The sequence below is a fragment of the Mesorhizobium sp. M7A.F.Ca.US.010.02.1.1 genome, assembly GCF_004023085.1.
Lineage (GTDB): Bacteria > Pseudomonadota > Alphaproteobacteria > Rhizobiales > Rhizobiaceae > Mesorhizobium.
Genome location: NZ_RZRV01000034.1, coordinates 48,518 through 69,748 on the forward strand (window position 1 = coordinate 48,518; position 21,231 = coordinate 69,748).

A 21,231-nucleotide genomic window follows, 5' to 3' on the forward strand; every position below is an offset into this window, starting at 1 on the left:
GACCCTTGGCGTGGCCTTTCCCGAATGGCTGGTTCGGAATCTTCTTGACGCAATTCCCAAGGGAAAGCGCTATGCGCTTTTCCCGGGAAAACCGTTTCACACTTTTCCTGGAACTGCTCTATAGCGCAACCATGTCTCAGATTATCTACAAGATAACCCCGCAAGCGCCATGGCGCGAGGCCGAAACACATGGCCGCTTCACCGGCGCGCCGATCGATGTCGCAGACGGCTTCATCCACTTCTCCACGGCGGCGCAGGTCAGGGAAACGGCGGCAAAGCACTTTGCCGGCCAGCCGGACCTTTTGCTGGTCGCCATCGACGGCGCCGGCCTGGGCGCTGCGCTGAGATATGAGGTCTCGCGCGGCGGTGCGCTGTTTCCGCATCTTTATGGCCCGCTGGACCTCAAGGCCGTGCTGTGGGTCCGGCCACTGCCGCTTGGCGCCGATGGTGTACACCAGTTCCCGGCACTGGAGGGGCAATGAGCGTGCTCGACCGGCTCGGCCAGAAGCTGCTGTTCGCCTTCGATCCGGAAACCGCGCATGGTATGTCGATTGCGGCGCTGCGATGCGGCGTTCCGGTTGGTGCGCCGGCGGTCCGCGATGACAGGCTGAAGATTACGGTCTGCGGCCTCGAGTTTCCGAACCCGCTCGGCATGGCAGCGGGCTACGACAAGAATGCCGAGGTGCCCGACGCGCTGATTGGCCTGGGCTTCGGCTTCACGGAGGTCGGTACCATCACGCCGCTGCCGCAAGCCGGTAACCCGAAGCCGCGTATTTTCCGGCTGACGGCCGATGATGCGGTGATCAACCGATTGGGCTTCAACAATGAAGGCCATGCAGCGGCCGAAAAGCGCCTTGCCGCGCGCAAGGAGCGCCCCGGCATCGTCGGCGTCAACATCGGCGCCAACAAGGACGGCAGCGACCGCATCGGCGATTATGAGCGCGGCGTCGCCCGGTTTGCGCAGTACGCCAGCTATCTCACCGTCAACATCTCCTCGCCCAACACGCCGGGCCTGCGCAACATGCAGGCGCGCGAGCAGCTCGGCGAGCTCTTGTCGCGGGTCATGGCCGCGCGCGCCACGGGAACGGCGCAGCCGCCGGTGTTCCTGAAGATCGCGCCGGATCTGGTCGAGGCCGAACTGGAGGACATCGCCGCTGAGGTCACCGAGAAGCGCATCGACGGCGTCATCGTCTCCAACACCACCATCTCCCGACCGCCGCTGCGTAGCGGCGACACCGCGCGCGAGACCGGGGGACTCTCCGGCAAGCCGCTGTTCGAGCGTTCGACCATCGTGCTGGCGAAGATGCGCAAACTGCTCGGACCGGACCGCGCCATCATCGGCGTCGGCGGCGTCGATTCCGCCGATACGGCGCTAGACAAGATCCGTGCGGGCGCTGATCTGGTGCAGCTCTACACCGGCATGATCTATGCCGGGCCTTCACTGCCAGGCCGTATTCTTTCCGGAATGATCCGTTTCGTCGAAAAAGAACGGCTGAAGTCGATTTGCGAGTTGCGCGACAGCCGCCTCGACTTGTGGGCGTCCAGGCAACTCTGAATCGCTCTCAGGAGCGTAGATTGCGACTGACGGCCCGCTCGCAGATGGTGCCGCCGATGGCAGGCAACACTCCGAAGAGAAGCAACTGTGCGGTTCCGCCGATGCCAGAAACCGCGGAGAGAATGAACGCAGCGAGCAATCCCAGCGCCGCGCCCAAGACATATGGCAGGTAGCTTCGCATAAGCTCGCCCTGGAACAATTGGTGCATCAAGTCTGTTGGAAATCGACTGGAAGTGCAAGTGCATCCGACCGCACCGCAGGGCGTCGAACTCGGGTTAACGGGTTCCTTCGGTGCCTCGCCGGGGCGTTGGCTGACGGAGCATCAAACGAAAAACCCGCCTGTTCGGCGGGTCACCGGCGCAAATCAGCACCATGAGCAAAAATGTACCATAGCTGAGAGCACCCAGTCAAGAAAAAATTCCTATCGCGGAAAGCCGTTCGGTGCCATGGACGACGCTGGGCCTTCCGGGGACATCGTCTAAAACGCCGTCCGTACCCTGAGCCGCAGGATCGTCAGCAGGCTGAAGCCTCGCACCAGCAGGAAGACGTGCAGCGCCGCCCACAGTCCATTGTTGCCGAAGGCGGGCGCAAGGGTCAGCAGCGCGGCCGCGAAAACCAGGAACGACAGAAGCATCATGTTGCGCATGTCGCGGGACCAGGTCGCGCCGATGAAGACGCCATCCATCTGGAACGCCAGCACACCGCTCAGCGCCGTGAATGCCGCCCACGGCAGGTAGATGTCGGCCACCGAACGGACGTCCTCCGATGTCGTCACGAGTGCGACCAGATTGGCGCCCCCAGACAGCATTACCAGCGTCGCGGCTCCCGCCAGTCCGAAACCCCAGAACAGCGTCAGCCGCACGGCCTGGCGGAACGGTGCGGCGGCACGTGCGCCGACGGCACGGCCCGCCAGCTGTTCGGCGGCGGTGGCAAAGCCGTCGAGGAAATAGCCGGCGACGAGGAAGAAGTTCATCAGCACGGCGTTGGCGGCCAGCGTCACCGTGCCGAACTGCGCGCCCTGGCGGGTGAACAATGCGAAGGCGGCGAGCAGCGAGAACGAGCGGATCATGATGTCGCGGTTGAGCGACAGCATGCGCAGGAAGGCGGCCATGTCGAGCAGGCGGTGGCGCGGCAAGGGCGGGGCCGACCGGAACCGGCGGATCACGATCGCCAGGCCGAGCAGCATGGCCAGGAACTCACCGGTGACGGTCGCCCAGGCAACGCCGGCGACACCCCAGCCAAGTTCCAACCCAAGCAGGAAGCAGAGCGCGATGTTGATGCCGTTCAGCACCAATTGCAGCATCAGCCCGAGCCCGCCCTCGCCGCGCCCCAGCACATAGCCGAGGATGGCGTAGTTGATCAGCGAGAACGGCGCCGCGAGCAGCCTGATCCTGATGTAGACGCCCATCGCCTCGCTGACGCGCGGTTCGGCGCCCATGAACTTTTGCCCGACGATGGCGACCAGCGGCGCAAGGGCAGCGAGCACGATGCCGGCGATAACCGCGATCAGCACGGCTCGCCAGAACACCGCCTGTTCCTCCAGGGCATCGCCACGCCCAAACGCCTGTGCGACAAGGCCGGTGGTGCCCGAGCGCAGGAAATTGAAAGAGGTGAAGACGACGTCGAAGATCAATGCGCCGGCCGCCAGGCCGCCAAGCAGGGCGGCATCGCCGAACTGGCCGACGACAGCCGTGTCGACCAGGCCGAGCATCGGCGTCGTCAGATAGGCAAGCGTCATCGGCACGGCGATGGCGAGCACGGAGCGGTTGGTGACGACAAATGATCCGGGGTGGATCGGGGATCCCGCGTGGATAGGGGATCCGGCGTCGGCTGGTGTTGCACCTTTGTCCAAGGATTGCTGCCTTGCTGATTGCGGCTTGATAGAACCGTCGATGTGCCCCATTTTCCGGCCACCGCGCAATCACCTATCCCTTGACGGCCAACCGAAATCCCGGTCTGGCGTGAGCCAGCCGGATACGATTTCATGCCTCTGCAGATCGTCCATCATCCCGACTACGACGCCGGCTTCGCCGTCAACCATCGCTTTCCGATGAGCAAATATCCGTTGCTGATGGAGGCGCTGCGTACGCGCGGCCTCGCCGGCCCCGACGCGCTCAGCACCGCCGAACCGGCACCAGCGTCATGGCTGGAGCTTGCCCATGCGGCGGACTATGTCGACCAGGTCGTCAACTGCTGCGTGGCCGAGAAGATCGAGCGCGAGATCGGTTTTCCGATCGGACCCCGCGTCTCGCTGCGCGCGCAGCTTGCCACCGGCGGCACCGTGCTGGCGGCGCGGCTGGCCTTGCGCCACGGTATCGCCTGCAACACCGCAGGCGGCAGCCATCATGCGCGGCGCGCGCAGGGCGCGGGCTTCTGCACCTTCAACGATGTCGCCGTCGCCGCATTGGTCCTGCTCGCCGAAGCCGCGGCACAAAACATCCTGGTCGTCGACCTCGACGTGCACCAGGGCGACGGCACGGCGGATATTCTCGCCGATGATCCGCGCGTGTTCACCTTTTCCATGCATGGCGACCGCAACTATCCCGTGCGCAAGATCGCCTCCGACCTCGATGTCGCGCTGCCCGACGGCACGGGTGACGTCGCTTACATGAAGAGGCTCGCCGCCATCCTGCCGGAGCTCTCCGCCCAAGCCCATTGGGACATCGTGTTCTACAATGCAGGCGTCGACGTCCATGCTGAGGACCGGCTTGGCAGGCTGTCGCTGTCGGATGACGGCCTGCGCGCCCGCGACGACATGGTCATCAGCCACTTTCGCACGCGGGGCGTTCCGGTGTGTGGCGTCATCGGGGGTGGCTATTCAACGGATGTGCCCGCACTCGCGGCGCGCCACGCCATCCTGTTCGAGGTCGCCGCGGGCTACGCCTGATAGTCCTTTTCAAGCACGGTCTTGTCGGAAAACCGGTTCCCACTTTTCGGGATCATGCTCTACTTCCGGTAGTTGGCGATCCTCAACAAGATGAACGCCGGCACGACGATAGCCGCGCCCAGCAAGATATAGCCGAGGAAGCGGTCGATGGCGTGGAAGCCGAGATTCCACAGGTCCATGAAGAACTTCCGGATACCGTAGAGCACATCCATCGGCGACCAGCCGAAGGCATTCATGACCAGGCCGACGAGGAAAGACACCACCAGCAGTTTCAGGATCACCTTGAGCGGCGAGTCGCCAAGGAAGCGCGTCAATGCGGACAAGGCCCGTCTCCAGATTGAGGTACCCAGACTCGAGGGCTTCGGCCCAGACATACGCACTTGGCTTGCCCGCTTCAAGCCGGCAGTTTTGCGGGATGTCAAAGGCCTCCACCGAGCGATTGCATGGCAAGATTGTGCTGCTGAACTGGCCAAACCCGCGCCAGACTGTTAAATTTGCGTAAACAGAACCGCTTTAATATCTTGAAAATAAAGCGAAAATCTTCATTTTTCGACTTCCCGCAATGTGCGTGCAATTTTCGCCTGCGAGACGGTCGGCGTCTTTCAGGTGATTGGCCGCGCGGGCGCTCTGACCCCCCTACCACAGCTGGCGAAAGCCAGTCCCAGGACCGCGCAACCATCCCTGAAAGACGCTAAATCGGAGCCCGACCGCCCCAACGGTCGAGTTCTTCGGGAATTAACCTGCGCATCGATTGCCGGATGCGCGCGTGTGTGGAGTAATGCAGTGTTCTCTCAAGCAAAGATCATCCTGACGGCAAGTGCCCTTGCCGTATGCCTCCTAGGGCCGGCGATGGCCGCCGACCTTTCGCCCACCTACAATGATCCCCCCGCGTTCCAGTGGAGCGGCGCCTATGTCGGCGTGCATGGCGGCACGGCGTTCACCGGGATGCCGAACCCGTTTGCCGGCAGGAATGGTCTCAGCGGCGGCGTTCAGGCCGGCTACAACCAGCAGATGGGTCCAGCGGTTCTCGGTGCCGAGATCGAGGGCTCCTATCTTGGTGGCGCCGAGCACGACGTCCGGGGCGGCAAGATCAAGGAAAAGTGGCGCGGAGCCGCCAAGGCCAAGGCCGGCTTGAGCTTCGACCAGACGCTGCTGTTTGGAACCGGCGGCGTCGCCATGACCAAATTCGACAAGGGCGACAAGGTAAGCAGCACCGACGGATGGAAACTCGGCTATCTGGTCGGCGGCGGCATCGAGCAGGGTTTTGCCGGCGGCCTCTCGGCCAAGGTCGAATATGACTATGTGCGCACCCCAGGCGTCGAAACGACGTCCGCCCTGGGCAAATCCAAGGCGACGATCGGCAGCCATGAACTGAAGGCCGGCATCAACTACCGGTTCTAGGGCAGGCCATGGGTTCCGTTGAACCCGTCTGTATTTTGCTCGAACGACCTTGCGCGGCGCCCGGATGCAACGGGGCCGCGCAATTGCTTTGCCTCCATCCGCACCGGCGTCGACGCGTGTCGGCAGACCGCATTTGTGTGCCAGGTCCTGCGTAATGTCGATGCAATCTTCACACCCTAAAGCGCGTCGCATCGAAGCGGATCATGCGGCCCGCTTCAGGTTTTTGTTTTTGTGCATGTCGTTGTCCCAAAAACCGGGGCCACTTTTGGGCGACATGCATTCGGTGCCGCGGATAACCTTGATGACGGGAATCGGATATGTCCAAAAGCAGCGCAAACCATCTGGTGTGGATCTCCAAGGCGTTCTTCGTCGCAATCGTGCTGGTGCTGACGGGATGCGCCTCCGACATCATGAAGAACTACATCGGGCAACCGGTCGAATCGGTCATTCTGGACTACGGGCCGCCGACCGCCGTCGTTGATCTCGGCCGGGGCGAGCGGGCCTATCAGTGGCGGACAATATCCACCAACGCGGTTTCCGGGACCTCCAGCGGCGAGGTTCGCCACACAAAACACGGAACCGTCTACGAAGAAACCGAAACGCCTGGCTATATCGAGCGCCAGGAATGCTTCTATACGTTCTATGCCCGCGCCTCGGGCGGCCGATGGTTCATCACCAATTTTCGTCAACCGAAGCTGGAATGCGAATGAATTGCCACGGCGTGCCGGCTGCCTGTGACGGAGAGTGCGCATGCGTATCCTGCTGATCGAGGACGAGCCGGAAATGGCCTCGGTGCTGAAGACCGCACTCGAGCGCCAGGACATCATCGTCGACCATGCCGCGACACTGGCGGATGCCGAAGCCGTGGCGCGGCTCGGCCACCATGACGCGGTGGTGCTGGACCGCCGGCTACCGGACGGCGATGGCCTCAGCCTGATCCCGCGCCTGCGGGCCTTGCATCTGGACGTGCCGGTGATCGCGTTGACGGCGCTCAGCGGGCTCGACGATCGCGTGGCGGGGCTCGATGCCGGCGCCGACGACTACATGGTCAAGCCGTTCGCCACGGTGGAACTGGTTGCCAGGCTCAATGCCTTGCACCGGCGTTCGTTCACCACGCGCGCCCACCAGACGGTGGTCGGCCGCCTCACCTATGATTTTCGCCATCGCGAGGCGCTTGTCGAGGACCAGACGCTGGAGCTGCCGCGGCGCGAACGGCTGGTGCTCGAAACGCTCATCCGCAGGCCGGGCCGGACGATTATGCGCGGGACGCTGGAAGAAGCCGTCTATGCTCTCGACGACGAGATCGGCTCCAATGCATTGGATGCCCACATTTCGCGGCTGCGTCGCAAGCTTGACGACGTCGCTGCCGGTATCGAGATCAGGGCGATCCGCAACCTCGGTTATCTCTTGCGGGCCGCCTCGTGAAGAAGCCGCGCACGCGATCGCTGCAATGGGTGCTGGTGCGGCGGATGATCCTGCTGCAGGCGGCGACACTCCTTGCCTTCATCGTGCTGTGCGCGGCCGCGCTATGGATCGCCAATCCGCGGCTTCTTGTCGACAACGAAGCTGCCGTTGCCGCCCTGAAGGAGGCCGTCGATCGTGACGGCAACGGCAAATTGATCGTCCATGAGACCGACGGGCTGCGTTCGTTTCGTGAGGGTTTCCCCAATGTCTGGTACATCATTCGCGACAACAGCGGCCAGAGCATCCGCTTCGGCAGCATACCCGACGTCTACACCAGGAATTTTGGCGATCTGCTGGGCCAGGCCGATCACGCCACCATCGGATTTTCCGAAGATGATTTGAGGCCGGAGGCCTATCTCGAAAGGGTTTCGACCAAGGCCGGCACGGTTCAGATCATCGCCGCGACAAGGTCATCGCGGGAAGAGACCGAGGGCCTCGAGGTCACCATTTCGGCCAGCATCGACGTCGCCAAGAACCCGGATGGCAGCAGGAACTGGGAGAAGGCGCTTCCCGCTCTCGTGGCCATCATCGTCATCCTGCTGTTGCCGATTGTCCTCGTCATGGGAGCCACGACCCTGGTGACGACGCCAGCCGTCGTGCGCCGGTCGTTTGCCGGACTTGTCGACACCGTCCAGCAGGCCGCGCGCATCGACATCGGCACCCGTGCGATGCAACTGCCGGTCAAGAATGTGCCGCAGGAGATCGCGCCGCTCGTGCATGCCTTCAACCAGACGCTGGCGCGCCTCGCCCAGGGCTATGACCGGCACAATCGCTTCCTCACCGACGCCGCGCACGAACTGCGCACGCCGATCGCCATCCTGCGCACGCGCGCCGAATTGCTGAAGCAGGAACCGCAAAGCGCGCGCCTGCTGCATGACATCGAGCGCCTGTCGCATCTTGCGCAACAGCTGCTCGACCACCAATTGCTCGACCGCCCGGCGGACCAGCGCCAGATCATCGACCTCTGCGATCTTGTCAGCCGGGTCGCGGCCGACTTCGCCCCGCTCGCCATCGAAGCAGGCTACGATCTTGCCTTCGAGCCGACAGCCAACAAGGTCCATGTCGAGATCAACGTGCCGCAAATCGAGCGGGCGCTGGCAAATCTCGTGCGCAATGCCATCGATCATGGCGGCGGTTCCGGCACGATCACCATAGCGACCTATGAAACCGGCGGCGTCGAAATCCGCGACGAAGGCCCAGGCATTCCGGCCGATGAGCACGAGAATGTTTTCGAGCCCTTCTACCGCCTGCAGCCGCAATCGCGCGGCGCCGGTCTGGGATTGAACCTTGCCCGGCAGATCGCACTGCTGCACGACGGCTCCATCCGGATATTGGCGGGCTCCTGGCAAGGCGCCCGCATCCGCATGGAGTTGCCGGTTCGGTCGGTGGCCGCGTGCGGCAGAAATGATGGCCGGCCGACGGTTGCGGCCGATCCCATTGGCTTATCTGTTTTCTAACCAATTGCCGCTATTCCCAATCGAATAGCGGGAGCAAGGCTTTGGTGGAGACGGAGAGAAACACCGCGCGACGCGGCGTCATGCTGTCGGTGGTCATACCATGCTACAACGAGCTGGATGGCGTGGCCGAACTGCACCGGCGGGTAACGGCCGCATGCCTTGAACAAGGCCCTTCCTACGAGATCGTCCTTGTCATCGATGGCGCGACCGACGGTACGCGCGAGGCCATTCTCCAGCTGGCTGAAAAGGACGACCATGTCGTCGCCATCGACCTTGCCCGCAATTACGGCCACCAGATCGCGTTGAGCGCCGGGCTCGAATTCTGTCGCGGCCAGCGCATTCTCATTCTCGATGCCGACTTGCAGGATCCGCCTGAACTGCTCGGCGCGATGATGACGAAGATGAACGAAGGCTTCGATGTGGTCTACGGCCAGAGGCTGACGCGCGATGGCGAAAGCTGGTTCAAGCTCGCCTCCGCGTCCATGTTCTATCGCTTGCTGCGCCGGATGGTCGACGTCGACATAGCCCCGAATACCGGTGATTTCCGGCTGATGAACCGTCGCGCGCTCGACCATCTGAACGCGATGCCAGAACGTTACAGGTTCATTCGCGGCATGGTGAGCTGGATCGGGCTGAGACAGGTGGCTTTTCTCTATGAGCGGCACCGCCGCTTTGCCGGCACCACCCATTATCCGCTGAAGAAAATGCTTCTTCTGGCGGTCGACGCGATGACCAGCTTCTCCATCGTGCCCTTGCGGTTCGCCTCGCTGCTCGGAATGATGTTCGGGCTTCTGGGCCTGGTCGTGCTCGGCTACACCCTGTTCGAATGGTCGGTCGGAAACGTGTTGCCCGGGTGGACCAGCCTTGCCGCGATCATGCTGATCCTGGGCAGCGTCCAGCTCATGGTGCTTGGCATCTTCGGCGAGTATCTCGGGCGCATGTACATGGAGACAAAGCGGCGGCCGCTTTATTTCGTCAACGAGATCGTTTCGCGCAGCCAGGCAGCCGAGGACAAGGAGCTGCCCGTCCACCGCCTGCAAGAGATGGCAAAGAAGGCCGCACGTGCTTGAGACGGTGTTCTACCGATAGGCGCTGGCACACCAGGAACAGCATGCTGTCAAGTCTGCCATCCGATTTATTGAGAATGTTGCGGTTTGGCGCCGTGGGGGTGCTCAATACCGCGCTAGGATATGCAACAATACTGGCTGGGCTTGCGCTGGGCCTTGGTGACATCGTTTCCAATGCAACAGGCTATGCTGCCGGCCTCATCCTTGGTTTCTTCCTCAATCGCCAATGGACCTTCAACAGAGAGGGGGGCTTTCGACCCGGCACGGCCCAACGATATGTGATAATTTTTGTTGTCGCCTATGGCGCCAATCTGGCCATCGTGGTTGCCGCCGTTTCGGCAGGCATCCTCGAAAACCCATTCGTCCACTTGGCCGGAAACTGCCTTTACTCGATCATTTTCTACTTTGGTTCGGCCCGCTTTGTGTTCGTGGGAAATACGGATGGTAGCGCAGCGGCCATTCGGGCGACGTCAATGGACCACATTCCTTGATTGAGGTGCAATGCAATGGCTTTGGGGCATGATGTGAGCGAGATTCAATCGACTGTGCACGCCTTGCCGTCATTCGAGGATTCGCAGCGCATCCGGCTGATCTTCTGCCTGCTTGCGGCCTTGGCGATGGCGGGAGCACTGGCTGCCCAGGCCGGTTCCACCCTGCAGGATCCCGACAGCTGGTGGCAAGTCAAGGTCGGGCTGGATTTCCTGGCAAACCGGACATTTCCGGCAGTCGACCCTTATTCCTACACTTTTGCCGGCCAGCCGTGGATTGCCAAGGAATGGCTGGGGCAGGTCCTGCTGGCTCTTGGCTACCGGGCAGGAGGCTGGAACGGGGTGGTCACGCTGATCATCGCCTCGATCTCCCTGACGGTGCTCCTGATGGGGTGGTTTCTCAGCACATGGCTGAAGCCGATGCTGGCGATTACGCTGGCCTTCGCCGCAGTGTTCCTGATCAATCCGATTTTCACCTCGCGTCCGCATGTCTTCACGTTCCCGATCATCGTCATCTGGACGGAGATGCTCTTTCGTGCGGCACGGGAAGAGCGGGCGCCGCCATGGTGGCTGCTTGTGCTGGTTGTGTTGTGGGCGAACCTGCACGCCACCTTCACCTTGAGCTTCGTCATCGCGGCTTTCGCCGGTCTCGATCTGCTGGAGCGCACAGGCCTGTCGAAACCTGCCCTCGTGGCGAAATGGATCGCATTCGGGCTGCTTTGCCCGCTGGTCAGCCTGATCCACCCATATGGCGTCCAGGCCATACTGGCGACCCTGACCGTGGCCTATGGCAATGAGGCCGTGCCGCTGATCATGGAATGGAAACCGTTCAGTCAGCCGGATGGCCCCGTCCAGGAAGCTGCGATTCTGCTGGCGCTTTTCGGGCTTCTGGTGTCACGGCTGCGAATTGGCTGGGCCAAGGCGTTGTTCGTCGTCTTCACCTTGCATGTCTATCTCGCCCATGTGCGTTTCATGTATCTGTTCTTCCTGCTGGTTCCCCTGATGATCGCGGTCGAGGTCGCACAGCAATATCCCTCGCTTTCGGCCACCACATGGCTGGCCGAAAAGCGCGACGGACTGGAAAATTTCCTCGCCAGGCGGTTCTATGCGATCTGCGGCGCGGCAGCCGTCTTGCTGATCGGCGCGGTCGCCGTGCTCGGCAGTGCCTATCAGGTCGCGCCAAGCCCGAAGACGTCGGCCAGCGGGGCGCTGGCATTCGCCGAAAGCCATCATCTATCCGGCAACGTGCTGAATTCCTACAATTTCGGCGGCACGCTGATTTTCCACGGGTTCAAGACCTATATCGACGGACGGACGGACCAACTGTTCCTGGGCGGTTTTACAAAGAACGACAACGAGACAGGACAAAGCGGCGGTAGGCCGCTCCTCGAAGCCCGCCTGAAGAAATACGCAATAGGCTGGGCGCTGCTGTCGGCCGACGACAGCCGCATTCCCTTCTTCGACCAGTTGGGCTGGAAACGGGCCTATTCGGACGACTACGCGGTAATCTATCTGCCCGGCGTCTGATCCTGGTGCCTTCATAGTGAATTTCGCGACGGCCAATATATGCCTTGACACGCATGTTGCAGCGCAGCAAAATTACTGCCTGAGGGTAAGCCTGTGAGATCGACGAGCCGGGATTTTCAGCACGACCGAAGGCATCGCCGCATGAGCGTGTCGGGTGCGGCCGCACGGATCCTGGTGGCCGTGTGCGAGCCGGCCGGATGAACTACCGGCGCGACATCGACGGCCTGCGGGCCGTTGCGGTGCTGCCCGTCGTGCTCTTCCATTTCGGCGTGTCCGCCATTCCTGGCGGCTTCACCGGTGTCGACATCTTCTTCGTCATATCGGGCTATCTGATCAGCGGCAGCCTGCTCGATGATCTTGAGCGGGGCCAGTTCTCGATCGGCCGCTTCTACTGGCGCCGCGCACGGCGCATCCTGCCGGCGCTGACCTTCGTCATCCTGCTCGCGAGCATTGCCGCCTGGTTCATCCTTCTGCCTTCGGATCTCCACGAATTCAGCCTTAGCGTGATCGCCGCCTCAACCTTCTGGTCGAACATCTATTTCTGGAAAACGACGAACTATTTCTCCATCGACGCCGAACTACGGCCACTCCTGCACACATGGTCGCTTTCGGTGGAAGAGCAGTATTATATCTTCGCGCCGATCCTCCTTTATCTGATCTACCGATACGTCTCGAAACGCTGGCTGACGGTACTTCTGCCGATGGCCGTCGGCAGCTTTGCCCTGGCAGTCATAGCAACCTCGCTGGCACCGACGGCAGGCTTCTATCTCTTGCCGACGCGCATATGGGAGCTGGCGCTGGGCGCCATGCTGATGTTGCGGAAGCCTCCGGTCCTAGCCAGTCGGCTGGCGGCGGACCTGATCGGCCTCGCCGGCTTTGCCCTGATTGCATTTGGCTTTGTGATAATTTCGGACAGCGATCCGTTTCCCGGCTACAATGCCCTATTCCCCTGCATCGGAACAGCTCTGCTGATCTATGCTGGCCAGGATAACGCCGACAGGCCGGCACCTGTCGCCACTCGCGTGCTTCGGTTGGCGCCGCTGGTCTGGGTCGGCCTCATTTCCTATTCGCTTTACCTCGTCCACTGGCCGATCAACTCGTTCGTCCATTATCTCTCCCTGAAGACTGTCGGTGTGCCAACGATCATCGCGATGACGGTGGCCAGTTTCGCCTTGGCGGCATTCTCCTGGAAATATGTCGAGCAACCCTTCCGCCACAAACGCGCCTATACCGCCCCGCTGCCTATCTTCGCCTTTTCGGCGACGGCAATCGTGCTGCTGTGCGCCGGTGGTTTGGCCGGTGCACTGGGCAACGGTTTCCCGCAACGGTTTCCGGATTTCTCGACCGAACGTATCCGGGTCGGCGACTGGCGCAACGGCATCTGTTTCAACGAAAACGGGACCCGCATCGAAGACTGGAACCTTGCCGACTGCACCCGTACAATGGGCTTTGCCACCAATGTGCTGCTGTGGGGCGATTCTTTCGCTGCCCATTATGTTCCGGGACTTGAGCCCAACGCCCAGAAAATCCAGGCCAATGTCATCCAATACACCTATGCCGGCTGTCCGCCCGACCTGACCTATTTTTCCTATGCTCGGCCCGCCTGCACCCGCTTCAACGAACGGGCCTTGTCGATTATTCGCGACGCCAACATCCAGGCGGTGATCTTGAGCGGCCGATGGACCGACTACCAGGCCAGGGGCTTCGACGGCCTGCAGAAGACGATCGATCGGCTTCGCGAGATGGGGGTCAAGGTCTATACCGTCGGCCAGTCTCCGGAATTCATCGCCGACGTCCAAAAGATCGCTTTCTTGGTGAAACGGGAGCATGCCGGAACCACATCCTGGCCGATGGCTATGGATCCGAACATCAACGCACGGGTTCTGCCGTTCACCAAAGGGGCCGATTTCATAGATCCGCTGACGTATCTGTGCGACTCGGCCGGTTGTTCATACGCCGACGCCGAGACCAATGAATTTCTCTACTTCGACTATGGCCACTTCTCTTCCGCCGGCGCGACGCTGGCCATCTCGAAATACTGGCCAAGCTTCGCCACCAGCAATAAGGTCGCGGAGGCAAAACGGCAATTCACGGCCGCGGGCGCGCCGTGATCCGCAGCACGACCGTCGTGAGAACAGACCGCTTTGCGATTGCCCGAAGCCGGGCCGTCATGGTAACGAGGGCGCACGCGGGTATGATGTAATGGTAGCTTGTCAGCTTCCCAAGCTGAACGCGAGGGTTCGATTCCCTCTACCCGCTCCAGTCTAAGGCGTCAGAACCATTTCAGCGCCTGCCTGTTCGTCGAACACAACCGAGCAGCCTCGCGCAAGCGCCACCGTTGCGAGGGCGTTTGCTGCCACGTCATCCGATGAAACGAAATCGCCGGTCAACACCCGCAATTCTTCCACGCCTTCAGCCATGGAAACGAAATTCCCGACCGATCGATCGTGCTTGCAGGCCTCGATCACGTAAAGCAGATCGATGATTTCGAAGCTGCGCATGTTCAGCCTCCAGAAGAAATCGTCCCTTGCAAGATCATGAACGCATTGGCGGGAAACAATGTTCCCAGTTCGCTTTCGCTAGAGCAATTCCAGGAACGGTTTTCCGTCCGGAATTGCGTCAAAACGAGGAGTTAGAGCGGGTCGCCGTTTCCGTGAAACGGTGAACTGCTCTAGCCTCGGCCTGGCGGTGCTTTCGCCGGACAACCTTACCCGAGCGAGCCATCATCCCACTTCTCTCAGAATGAAGTCGTGCAGCATCTTGGCGGCCGGCGACAGCGCGCGATTCTTCACCGTGATCAGGCTGTAGGGCCTGACCTCGATGTCGAATTCGGTCTGGACGACGTCGATGGCGCCGGCCAGCCCGTCAGGGTTCTGGATGAATTTCGCCACCTGGACAGAGACCGGTGCGATGGCATCGGATTGCGCGACCATGACCAGGGTCAGGAGCAGCGAACTGGTGTTCAGGATACGGTCCGGCAAAGCGATGTTGCGGTTGAGGAAGTTGCTCTCCATGGCCTGGCGCAAGGGCGAGCCGCCAGACTGGAAGACCCAGTCATAGGCGGCGGTCTCTTCCAGCCGCACCGCCTCGCCCTTGGTGAGCGGATGGCCCCGGCGCACGATCAGGCAGGCCTTCTCGACGCCGATGACGCGCGACTCGAACAGCCGCGGATTGAGATCGTCTGGTATGCGCGCGATGATGAAATCATGACGCGTGGCGATCAGCTCGCGTGCCAGCACATTGGAGGTCTCGACCTGCATGGTGATCTCGATGCGCGGATAGATGCGGCGGATCTCACGAATTGCCGGCACCGCCAGCTCGATTGCGGGTGCGGTCACGGCACCCAGGAAAACCGAACCACCCTTGCCCGCCTTGAGCTCGGAAATCTCGCGGTCCACCTCGCGCATCTCCAGCAGGATCGAGCGCGCGCGCCTGGCCAAAGCCTTGCCGTATGGCGTCAAGGTGATACCGCGCGGCAGCCTCTCGCACAGCTTGACCTCCAGCACCGCCTCCATCTCCGCGATCATGCGCGAGGCCGCCGGCTGCGAAATGTTCAGAACCTGGGCTGCCGCGCTGACCCGGCTGTGGTCGTCGAGCGCGACGATCATGCGCATGTGACGCAGACTGAGACCGCTGCGCAGCAGGGTTTCGCCATCGCCCGGTGCTTCTCTGTAACCATTTGAAGCTGTTGTCAGATTCCCGGGCCGCGCCATCGCTTTCCCTGCCTTCTGCTCGTGTTAGGCCGACATCGGGGTCAGCCCGTCACGTCGCAATACATATACCAACCACGATATAGCAACCATCAAAGATCGCATTTGACAGTTATGGCAAAGACCCACACCCTCCGCGCGTTCCAAGACGTGACGGTCGCTGACGAGAAAAATCGTATCGATTGAATCAGCGTCTCGGGGCCATGGGAGGATACCGGAGATCGATATGACGGCAGCAGTGCCTTGGCGCTTCTGCACGATTGCGCGGCCCGCGACCCCCGGGGTGCCGCGTCCATCAAACAGGGAGAGTTGAAGTGAAAATCATCAAGACACTGGCCGCCGTCGCGGCCCTTGGCATCGCTGCCATGACCTACTCGGCGCACGCAGCCGACAAGGGTCTGGTCGGCGTGCTGATGCCGACCAAGACCTCGCAGCGCTGGATCAACGACGGCGACGCCGTCAAGTCCCAGCTCGAGGCTCTCGGCTACACCGTCGATCTGCAATACGCGCAGGACGACATCCCCAACCAGCTCAGCCAGCTGGAAAACGAGATCACCAAAGGCCCGAAGGCGCTGATCATCGCTTCGATCGACGGCACCACCCTGTCGGATGCTCTGCAGAAGGCCGCTGACGCGGGCGTCGTCGTCGTCGCCTATGACCGCCTGATCAAGAAGACCGCCAATGTCGACTACTACACCACCTTCGACAATTTCGGCGTCGGCGTGATCCAGGCGAATTCGCTGGTCAAGGGCCTCAAGGAGCGTTTCCCGAACACCAAGCCGTGGAACGTCGAACTGTTCGGCGGCTCGCCCGACGACAACAACGCCTTCTTCTTCTACAATGGCGCCATCTCCGTCCTGCAGCCGCTGATCGACGACGGCTCGATCAAGATCAAGTCCGGCCAGACCGGCATGGACAAGGTCGGCACGCTGCGTTGGCTCGCCGCCACCGCCCAGGCGCGCATGGACAACCTGCTGTCGGCCAACTATTCGGACGGCAGCCGCGTCGATGGCGTTCTTTCGCCCTATGACGGCCTGTCGCGCGGCATCACCGCCTCGCTGCGCGCCGTCGGCTACGGCACCGAGGCTCAGCCGTGGCCTGTTGTGACCGGCCAGGACGCCGAGACCGCTTCGGTCAAGCTGATCATCACGGGCGAGCAGTATTCGACCGTGTTCAAGGACACCCGCGAACTGGCCAAGGCCACCGTCGAACTCGTCGACAAGGTGCTCTCGGGCGGCAAGCCGGACGGCCTCGATGAAAAGACCTACAACAACGACGTCAAGGTCGTTCCTTCGATCCTGCTGACGCCGCATGAGGTCGACAAGTCGAACTACCAGGCGCTGGTCGTCGACTCCGGCTACATCAAGGCCGACGAACTGAAGTAACCCCGGTTACAAAGTCAGGGGTCCTGCGCAACGCAGGGCCCCTTTTCGTTCACCAGCGAGCCCGGTATTGTCACCGACCTCGCCGGCAATGTTTGCCGAGCTCTCAAGGAGCGGTAGTCCCCATGGCCTCGACGATTTTGGAGATGCGCGACATCACCAAGACGTTTCCCGGCGTGAAGGCGCTGTCGAACGTCAATCTCAGCGTCGGGGAAGGCGAGATCCATGCCGTGGTCGGCGAAAACGGCGCCGGCAAGTCGACGCTGATGAAGGTGCTGTCGGGCGTCTATCCCTCCGGCACCTATGACGGCCAGATCATCTTCCAAGGCCAGGAATGCCAGTTCAAAGGCATCCATGACAGCGAACACAAGGGCATCGTCATCATCCACCAGGAGCTTGCGCTGGTGCCGATGCTGTCGATCGCGGAAAACATCTTCCTCGGCAACGAACACGCCAAATTCGGCGTCATCGACTGGGATGCCAACGAGGCGCGCACCAGCGCGCTGTTGAAGAAGGTGGGCCTCAAGGAGGACCCCAAGACGCTGATCACCAATATCGGCGTCGGCAAGCAGCAGCTGGTCGAAATCGCCAAGGCGCTGAGCAAGGAGGTGAAGCTGCTGATCCTGGACGAGCCGACGGCTTCGCTGAGCGAGAAGGACAGCCAGGCGCTGCTCGACCTTCTGCTCGAGTTCAAGCGGCAAGGCATGACCTCGATCCTGATCTCGCACAAGCTCAACGAGGTGAACCGGGTCGCCGACAAGGTGACGGTGATCCGTGACGGGCGCACCATCGAGACGCTGGCCAAGAAGGACATCTCTGAAGACCGCATCATCACTTCGATGGTCGGCCGCTCACTCGACGACCGCTATCCGCCGCGCGAGCCTGATATCGGCGAGGTCGTGTTCGAAGTGAAGAACTGGTCGGTCTATCACCCGATCCATGCCGAGCGGCAGGTGATCAAGGGCATCGACATCAACGTGCGCAAGGGCGAAGTGGTGGGCATTGCCGGGCTGATGGGCGCTGGCCGCACCGAATTCGCCATGAGCCTGTTCGGTCGCTCCTACGGCCGCCGCATTTCCGGCGAGGTGCTGCTCAAGGGCAAGCCGGTCGACGTATCCTCGGTGAGCAAGGCGGTCCAACACGGCATCGCCTACGTCACAGAGGACCGCAAGACCTACGGTCTCAACCTCATCGACCATATCAAGCACAACATCACGCTGGCCAATCTTGGCGGCGTCTCGCGCCACAGCGTGATCGACGACATGCGCGAGCTCGCCGTTGCCAACGATTATCGCAAGAAGACCAATATCCGCGCTTCCAGCGTCTATCAGATGACCGGCAATCTCTCCGGCGGCAACCAGCAGAAGGTGGTGCTGTCGAAATGGCTGTTCGCCGACCCGGATGTGCTGATCCTCGACGAGCCGACACGCGGCATCGATGTCGGCGCCAAGTACGAAATCTACACGATCATCGCCCGCCTCGCCTCGGAGGGTAAGGCGATCGTGGTCATCTCGTCGGAAATGCCGGAATTGCTCGGCATCACCGACCGCATCTACGTCATGAACGAAGGGCGCATCGCGGGCGAAATGCCCGCAGCGGAAGCAAGCCAGGAAAAAATAATGCGCGCCATCGTTCGGGGAGAAGGAAAAGCAGCATGAGCACCGAAAGCGCCCCCGCCCCGCAGAGCAAAGTCGCCGAAGACGTGCAGCAGGGTCCACGCATCGCCGTCTCGGCGCTGGCGACGAACCTGCGCGAGTACGGCCTGATCCTGGCGCTGATCGCCATCATGGTGTTCTTCCAGTTCACCACGAACGGAACGCTGTTCAAGCCGGTGAACCTGAGCAATCTGGTGCAGCAGAACTCGTTCATCATCGTGATGGCGCTGGGCATGCTGCTGGTGATCGTCTCCGGCCATATCGACCTCAGCGTCGGATCGGTCGCCGGTTTCATCGGCGCGCTGGCGGCGATGATGATGGTCATCTGGCCGCTCGGCCCGTTCAGCAATCCGCTGGTGGTGTCGATCATCTGCCTGATCGTGGGCGGCGCGATCGGCGCCGCGCAAGGCTACTGGATCGCCTATCACCGAATACCGAGCTTCATCGTAACGCTGGCCGGCATGCTGATCTTCCGCGGCATCTGCCAGGCCCTGCTGGGCGGCGGATCCTCGGTGGGGCCGCTACCCGATGGCTTCAAGGCGCTCAGCTCCGGCTTCATTCCGGATGTCATCGGGCCACTGACGCTTATCCCGCCGACGGTGAACGCGGCCGGCAAGACCATCATGGGCAGCGGCCTGACGCTGCACATGACGACGATTGTGCTGGGCCTGATCGCCGTGCTGGCCTATGCCTATTTCGGGGTGAGGACGCGCCGCAAGCGCGAACGCCATGGCTATGAGGCCGAGCCCTTTGCCCTGTTCGTCGTCAAGACGCTGGTCGGCAGCGCGCTGGCCCTGTTCCTGGTCTACCAGTTCGCCAGCTACAGGGGCCTGCCGGTGGTGCTGCTCGTCATGGGCGTGCTGATCTCGCTGTTCGTCTTCGTCACCAAGCGCATGACCATCGGCCGCCGTATCTACGCCATGGGCGGCAATTCCAAGGCCGCGCAGCTGTCGGGCATCAACACCGAGCGGCTGACGCTGATGGTGTTCATCAATATGGGCGTGCTGTCGGCGCTCGGCGGCCTGATCATCGCGGCGCGACTGGGACAGGCGGTGCCGGCCGCGGGCCTCGGCAGCGAGCTCGACGTCATCGCCGCCGTCTTCATCGGCGGCGCCTCGGCGATGGGCGGCGTCGGTCAGGTCATCGGCGCGGTGGTCGGCGGCTTCATCATGGGCGTGATGAACAACGGCATGTCGATCATGGGCGTCAACGTCGACTGGCAGCAGGTGGTCAAAGGCCTGGTGCTGCTCGGTGCCGTGATCTTCGACGTCTACAACAAGAACAAGGCTTGAACGGGCTTAAGAGCAATTCCAGGAAAAGTGTGAAACGGTTTTCCGCCCGGAATTGCACCAAGACAATGAGTTAGAGCGGTTTGCCGTTTCCGTGAGACGGTGAACTGCTCTAGTCGAGGCAAGCAGGAGGCATACGATCGCGGCGCTGCCGGCAACCCGCCGGTAACAGAAGTCCCTGAGGGACCAGGCCCGCGAGCGCAATCCGAACTGAGAATTTAAACCGTGGCATGGACGAGGTCCCGGCCGCGCCGAGCAAGGTCTGCCGTTTTGGCAGTCCTGCCAAGGCAAATGAGAGAGGATTCATCATGCTGATCTCCCAGATCCTTGACGACGCCGAGACCATCCGCGTCGTCGCCCGCAATGGCGGCAAGACCCGGATCATCAATGGCGCCCGCAGCGTCTATTCGCTGGCGATGGAGGCCGCCCGTACCGGCGTCGGCCTCGTCGCGCTGATCGAACGCAAGGGGCTTGGCGAGACAGTCGATCTCGAGGCCGCTTACAAGAAGGGGCGGCTGCTGTCGCCGATCAACCACCCCGATCCGGCGCATCTGCACCTGACGGGCACCGGGCTGACGCATCTCGGCTCGGCGGCGACGCGCGATTCCATGCACAAGAAGCTGAGCGCCGACGGCGAGGAGCAGCTCACCGATTCCATGAAGATGTTCCGCATGGGGCTGGAGGGCGGCAAGCCGGCGAACGGCCAGATCGGCGTGCAGCCGGAATGGTTTTACAAAGGCAACGGCACGATGGCGGTGGCGCCAGGTGCCGCACTCCTGTCACCGGCCTTTGCCAAGGACGCCGGCGAAGAGCCCGAGGTGGCCGGCATCTATGTCATCGGCGATGACGGCGCACCTTTCCGCGTCGGCTTCACGCTGTCGAACGAGTTTTCCGACCACGTCACCGAGCGCGTGAACTATCTGTTCCTCGCCCATTCCAAGCTGCGCAACGCCTCGTTCGGGCCGGAGATCCTGATCGGCGACCTACCGCCCGACATCCGCGGCACCTCGCGCATCGTGCGCGACAGCGAGGTGCTGTGGGAAAAGCCGTTCCTGTCCGGCGAAGCGAACATGTCGCACACCATCGCCAATCTCGAACATCATCATTTCAAATACGCGGCCTTCCGCCAGCCGGGCGACGTGCATGTGCATATGTTCGGTACGGCGACGCTGTCCTTCGCCGACGGCATCAGTACTGAAGCCGGCGACGTGTTCGAGATCGAGGCCAAGGATTTTGGTCTGCCGCTGCGCAATCCGCTCGAGATCGAACAGCCGGTGCAGGTGGCGGTGAAGGCGCTTTGAAAGGGTGATCTCCCCCTTGAGGGGGAGATGTCGCCAAAGGCGACAGAG

General features: G+C 61.9%; 19 protein-coding genes and 1 tRNA gene. 16 read left to right on the forward strand and 4 right to left on the reverse strand.

Annotation, left to right across the window (positions count from 1 at the left end; genetic code table 11):
* The first annotated feature begins 131 nt into the window (after positions 1–131).
* On the forward strand, positions 132–482 hold the full coding sequence (locus EOA19_RS26280) for a DUF952 domain-containing protein (RefSeq protein WP_164893049.1): 351 nt from the start codon (positions 132–134) through the stop codon (positions 480–482).
* Positions 479–1,555: a quinone-dependent dihydroorotate dehydrogenase gene (locus EOA19_RS26285; protein ID WP_128305254.1), complete on the forward strand. Its 1,077-nt coding sequence runs from the start codon at positions 479–481 to the stop codon at positions 1,553–1,555. Before EOA19_RS26280 ends, EOA19_RS26285 begins: the two co-directional genes overlap by 4 nt.
* Before the next feature lie 478 nt (positions 1,556–2,033).
* Here EOA19_RS26285 and EOA19_RS26295 read toward each other — a convergent pair whose 3' ends face one another.
* Positions 2,034–3,368: an MATE family efflux transporter gene (locus EOA19_RS26295; RefSeq protein ID WP_164893050.1), complete on the reverse strand. Its 1,335-nt coding sequence runs from the start codon at positions 3,366–3,368 to the stop codon at positions 2,034–2,036.
* 171 nt (positions 3,369–3,539) lie between these two features.
* Here EOA19_RS26295 and EOA19_RS26300 point away from each other — a divergent pair, with 171 nt between their 5' ends.
* Complete coding sequence (locus EOA19_RS26300) at positions 3,540–4,442, forward strand: histone deacetylase (protein WP_023813887.1); 903 nt, start codon at positions 3,540–3,542, stop codon at positions 4,440–4,442.
* 59 nt (positions 4,443–4,501) lie between these two features.
* Here the strand turns inward: EOA19_RS26300 and EOA19_RS26305 are convergent, their stop codons facing one another.
* The gene (locus EOA19_RS26305; protein WP_023813886.1) at positions 4,502–4,765 is read right to left on the reverse strand and encodes a DUF6460 domain-containing protein; all 264 of its coding nucleotides are present in this window, start codon (positions 4,763–4,765) and stop codon (positions 4,502–4,504) included.
* 460 nt (positions 4,766–5,225) lie between these two features.
* On the opposite strand from EOA19_RS26305, the gene EOA19_RS26310 reads away from it, so the two are divergent.
* The 9 genes from EOA19_RS26310 to EOA19_RS26350 all read left to right on the forward strand — a co-directional run bounded on the left by EOA19_RS26310 (position 5,226) and on the right by EOA19_RS26350 (position 14,108).
* On the forward strand, positions 5,226–5,843 hold the full coding sequence (locus EOA19_RS26310; protein WP_128305256.1) for an outer membrane protein: 618 nt from the start codon (positions 5,226–5,228) through the stop codon (positions 5,841–5,843).
* 317 nt (positions 5,844–6,160) lie between these two features.
* Positions 6,161–6,553 (forward strand): hypothetical protein, encoded by a 393-nt coding sequence (locus EOA19_RS26315; protein ID WP_128305257.1) that lies wholly within the window; start codon positions 6,161–6,163, stop codon positions 6,551–6,553.
* 40 nt (positions 6,554–6,593) lie between these two features.
* Positions 6,594–7,268 (forward strand): response regulator transcription factor, encoded by a 675-nt coding sequence (locus EOA19_RS26320; protein ID WP_128305258.1) that lies wholly within the window; start codon positions 6,594–6,596, stop codon positions 7,266–7,268.
* Positions 7,265–8,764 (forward strand): HAMP domain-containing sensor histidine kinase, encoded by a 1,500-nt coding sequence (locus EOA19_RS26325; RefSeq protein ID WP_128305259.1) that lies wholly within the window; start codon positions 7,265–7,267, stop codon positions 8,762–8,764. Before EOA19_RS26320 ends, EOA19_RS26325 begins: the two co-directional genes overlap by 4 nt.
* 80 nt (positions 8,765–8,844) lie before the next feature.
* Positions 8,845–9,834 (forward strand): glycosyltransferase family 2 protein, encoded by a 990-nt coding sequence (locus tag EOA19_RS26330; protein WP_206638127.1) that lies wholly within the window; start codon positions 8,845–8,847, stop codon positions 9,832–9,834.
* Positions 9,835–9,875: 41 nt separating this feature from the next.
* Entirely contained in the window at positions 9,876–10,322 is a 447-nt protein-coding gene (locus tag EOA19_RS26335) for a GtrA family protein (protein WP_128305261.1), read from the forward strand.
* A 33-nt stretch (positions 10,323–10,355) separates the two neighbouring features.
* The gene (locus EOA19_RS26340) at positions 10,356–11,846 is read left to right on the forward strand and encodes a hypothetical protein (RefSeq protein WP_206638125.1); all 1,491 of its coding nucleotides are present in this window, start codon (positions 10,356–10,358) and stop codon (positions 11,844–11,846) included.
* Between the two features lie 197 nt (positions 11,847–12,043).
* Positions 12,044–13,957, forward strand: a complete 1,914-nt coding sequence (locus EOA19_RS26345) for an acyltransferase family protein (protein WP_128305262.1) — start codon at positions 12,044–12,046, stop codon at positions 13,955–13,957.
* 77 nt (positions 13,958–14,034) lie between these two features.
* A tRNA-Gly gene (locus EOA19_RS26350) sits at positions 14,035–14,108 on the forward strand.
* Between the two features lie 2 nt (positions 14,109–14,110).
* Here the strand turns inward: EOA19_RS26350 and EOA19_RS26355 are convergent.
* Together EOA19_RS26355 and EOA19_RS26360 are read right to left on the reverse strand one after the other, a co-directional pair.
* Positions 14,111–14,347: a hypothetical protein gene (locus EOA19_RS26355; protein ID WP_023813880.1), complete on the reverse strand. Its 237-nt coding sequence runs from the start codon at positions 14,345–14,347 to the stop codon at positions 14,111–14,113.
* A 222-nt stretch (positions 14,348–14,569) separates the two neighbouring features.
* Entirely contained in the window at positions 14,570–15,559 is a 990-nt protein-coding gene (locus EOA19_RS26360; RefSeq protein WP_128305263.1) for a LysR family transcriptional regulator, read from the reverse strand.
* A gap of 311 nt (positions 15,560–15,870) precedes the next feature.
* On the opposite strand from EOA19_RS26360, the gene chvE reads away from it, so the two are divergent.
* The 4 genes from chvE to araD1 all read left to right on the forward strand — a co-directional run bounded on the left by chvE (position 15,871) and on the right by araD1 (position 21,183).
* Positions 15,871–16,941, forward strand: coding sequence for a multiple monosaccharide ABC transporter substrate-binding protein (chvE, locus tag EOA19_RS26365; RefSeq protein ID WP_128305264.1), 1,071 nt, complete (start codon positions 15,871–15,873; stop codon positions 16,939–16,941).
* 122 nt (positions 16,942–17,063) lie between these two features.
* A complete protein-coding gene (gene mmsA, locus EOA19_RS26370; RefSeq protein WP_128305265.1) occupies positions 17,064–18,596 on the forward strand; it encodes a multiple monosaccharide ABC transporter ATP-binding protein in 1,533 nt (510 codons plus the stop codon).
* Entirely contained in the window at positions 18,593–19,885 is a 1,293-nt protein-coding gene (gene mmsB, locus EOA19_RS26375) for a multiple monosaccharide ABC transporter permease (RefSeq protein WP_023813876.1), read from the forward strand. Before mmsA ends, mmsB begins: the two co-directional genes overlap by 4 nt.
* 305 nt (positions 19,886–20,190) lie before the next feature.
* Entirely contained in the window at positions 20,191–21,183 is a 993-nt protein-coding gene (gene araD1, locus EOA19_RS26380; RefSeq protein WP_128305266.1) for an AraD1 family protein, read from the forward strand.
* The last annotated feature ends 48 nt before the right edge of the window (positions 21,184–21,231 follow it).

Coding starts and splice junctions, on each gene's coding strand:
- EOA19_RS26280 (WP_164893049.1), top strand. CDS start 132: ATGTCTCAGATTATCTACAAGATAACCCCGCAAGCGCCATGGCGCGAG.
- EOA19_RS26285 (WP_128305254.1), top strand. CDS start 479: ATGAGCGTGCTCGACCGGCTCGGCCAGAAGCTGCTGTTCGCCTTCGAT.
- EOA19_RS26300 (WP_023813887.1), top strand. CDS start 3,540: ATGCCTCTGCAGATCGTCCATCATCCCGACTACGACGCCGGCTTCGCC.
- EOA19_RS26315 (WP_128305257.1), top strand. CDS start 6,161: ATGTCCAAAAGCAGCGCAAACCATCTGGTGTGGATCTCCAAGGCGTTC.
- EOA19_RS26320 (WP_128305258.1), top strand. CDS start 6,594: ATGCGTATCCTGCTGATCGAGGACGAGCCGGAAATGGCCTCGGTGCTG.
- EOA19_RS26330 (WP_206638127.1), top strand. CDS start 8,845: ATGCTGTCGGTGGTCATACCATGCTACAACGAGCTGGATGGCGTGGCC.
- EOA19_RS26335 (WP_128305261.1), top strand. CDS start 9,876: ATGCTGTCAAGTCTGCCATCCGATTTATTGAGAATGTTGCGGTTTGGC.
- EOA19_RS26345 (WP_128305262.1), top strand. CDS start 12,044: ATGAACTACCGGCGCGACATCGACGGCCTGCGGGCCGTTGCGGTGCTG.
- EOA19_RS26355 (WP_023813880.1), bottom strand. CDS start 14,347: ATGCGCAGCTTCGAAATCATCGATCTGCTTTACGTGATCGAGGCCTGC.
- EOA19_RS26360 (WP_128305263.1), bottom strand. CDS start 15,559: ATGGCGCGGCCCGGGAATCTGACAACAGCTTCAAATGGTTACAGAGAA.
- mmsA (WP_128305265.1), top strand. CDS start 17,064: ATGGCCTCGACGATTTTGGAGATGCGCGACATCACCAAGACGTTTCCC.
- mmsB (WP_023813876.1), top strand. CDS start 18,593: ATGAGCACCGAAAGCGCCCCCGCCCCGCAGAGCAAAGTCGCCGAAGAC.
- araD1 (WP_128305266.1), top strand. CDS start 20,191: ATGCTGATCTCCCAGATCCTTGACGACGCCGAGACCATCCGCGTCGTC.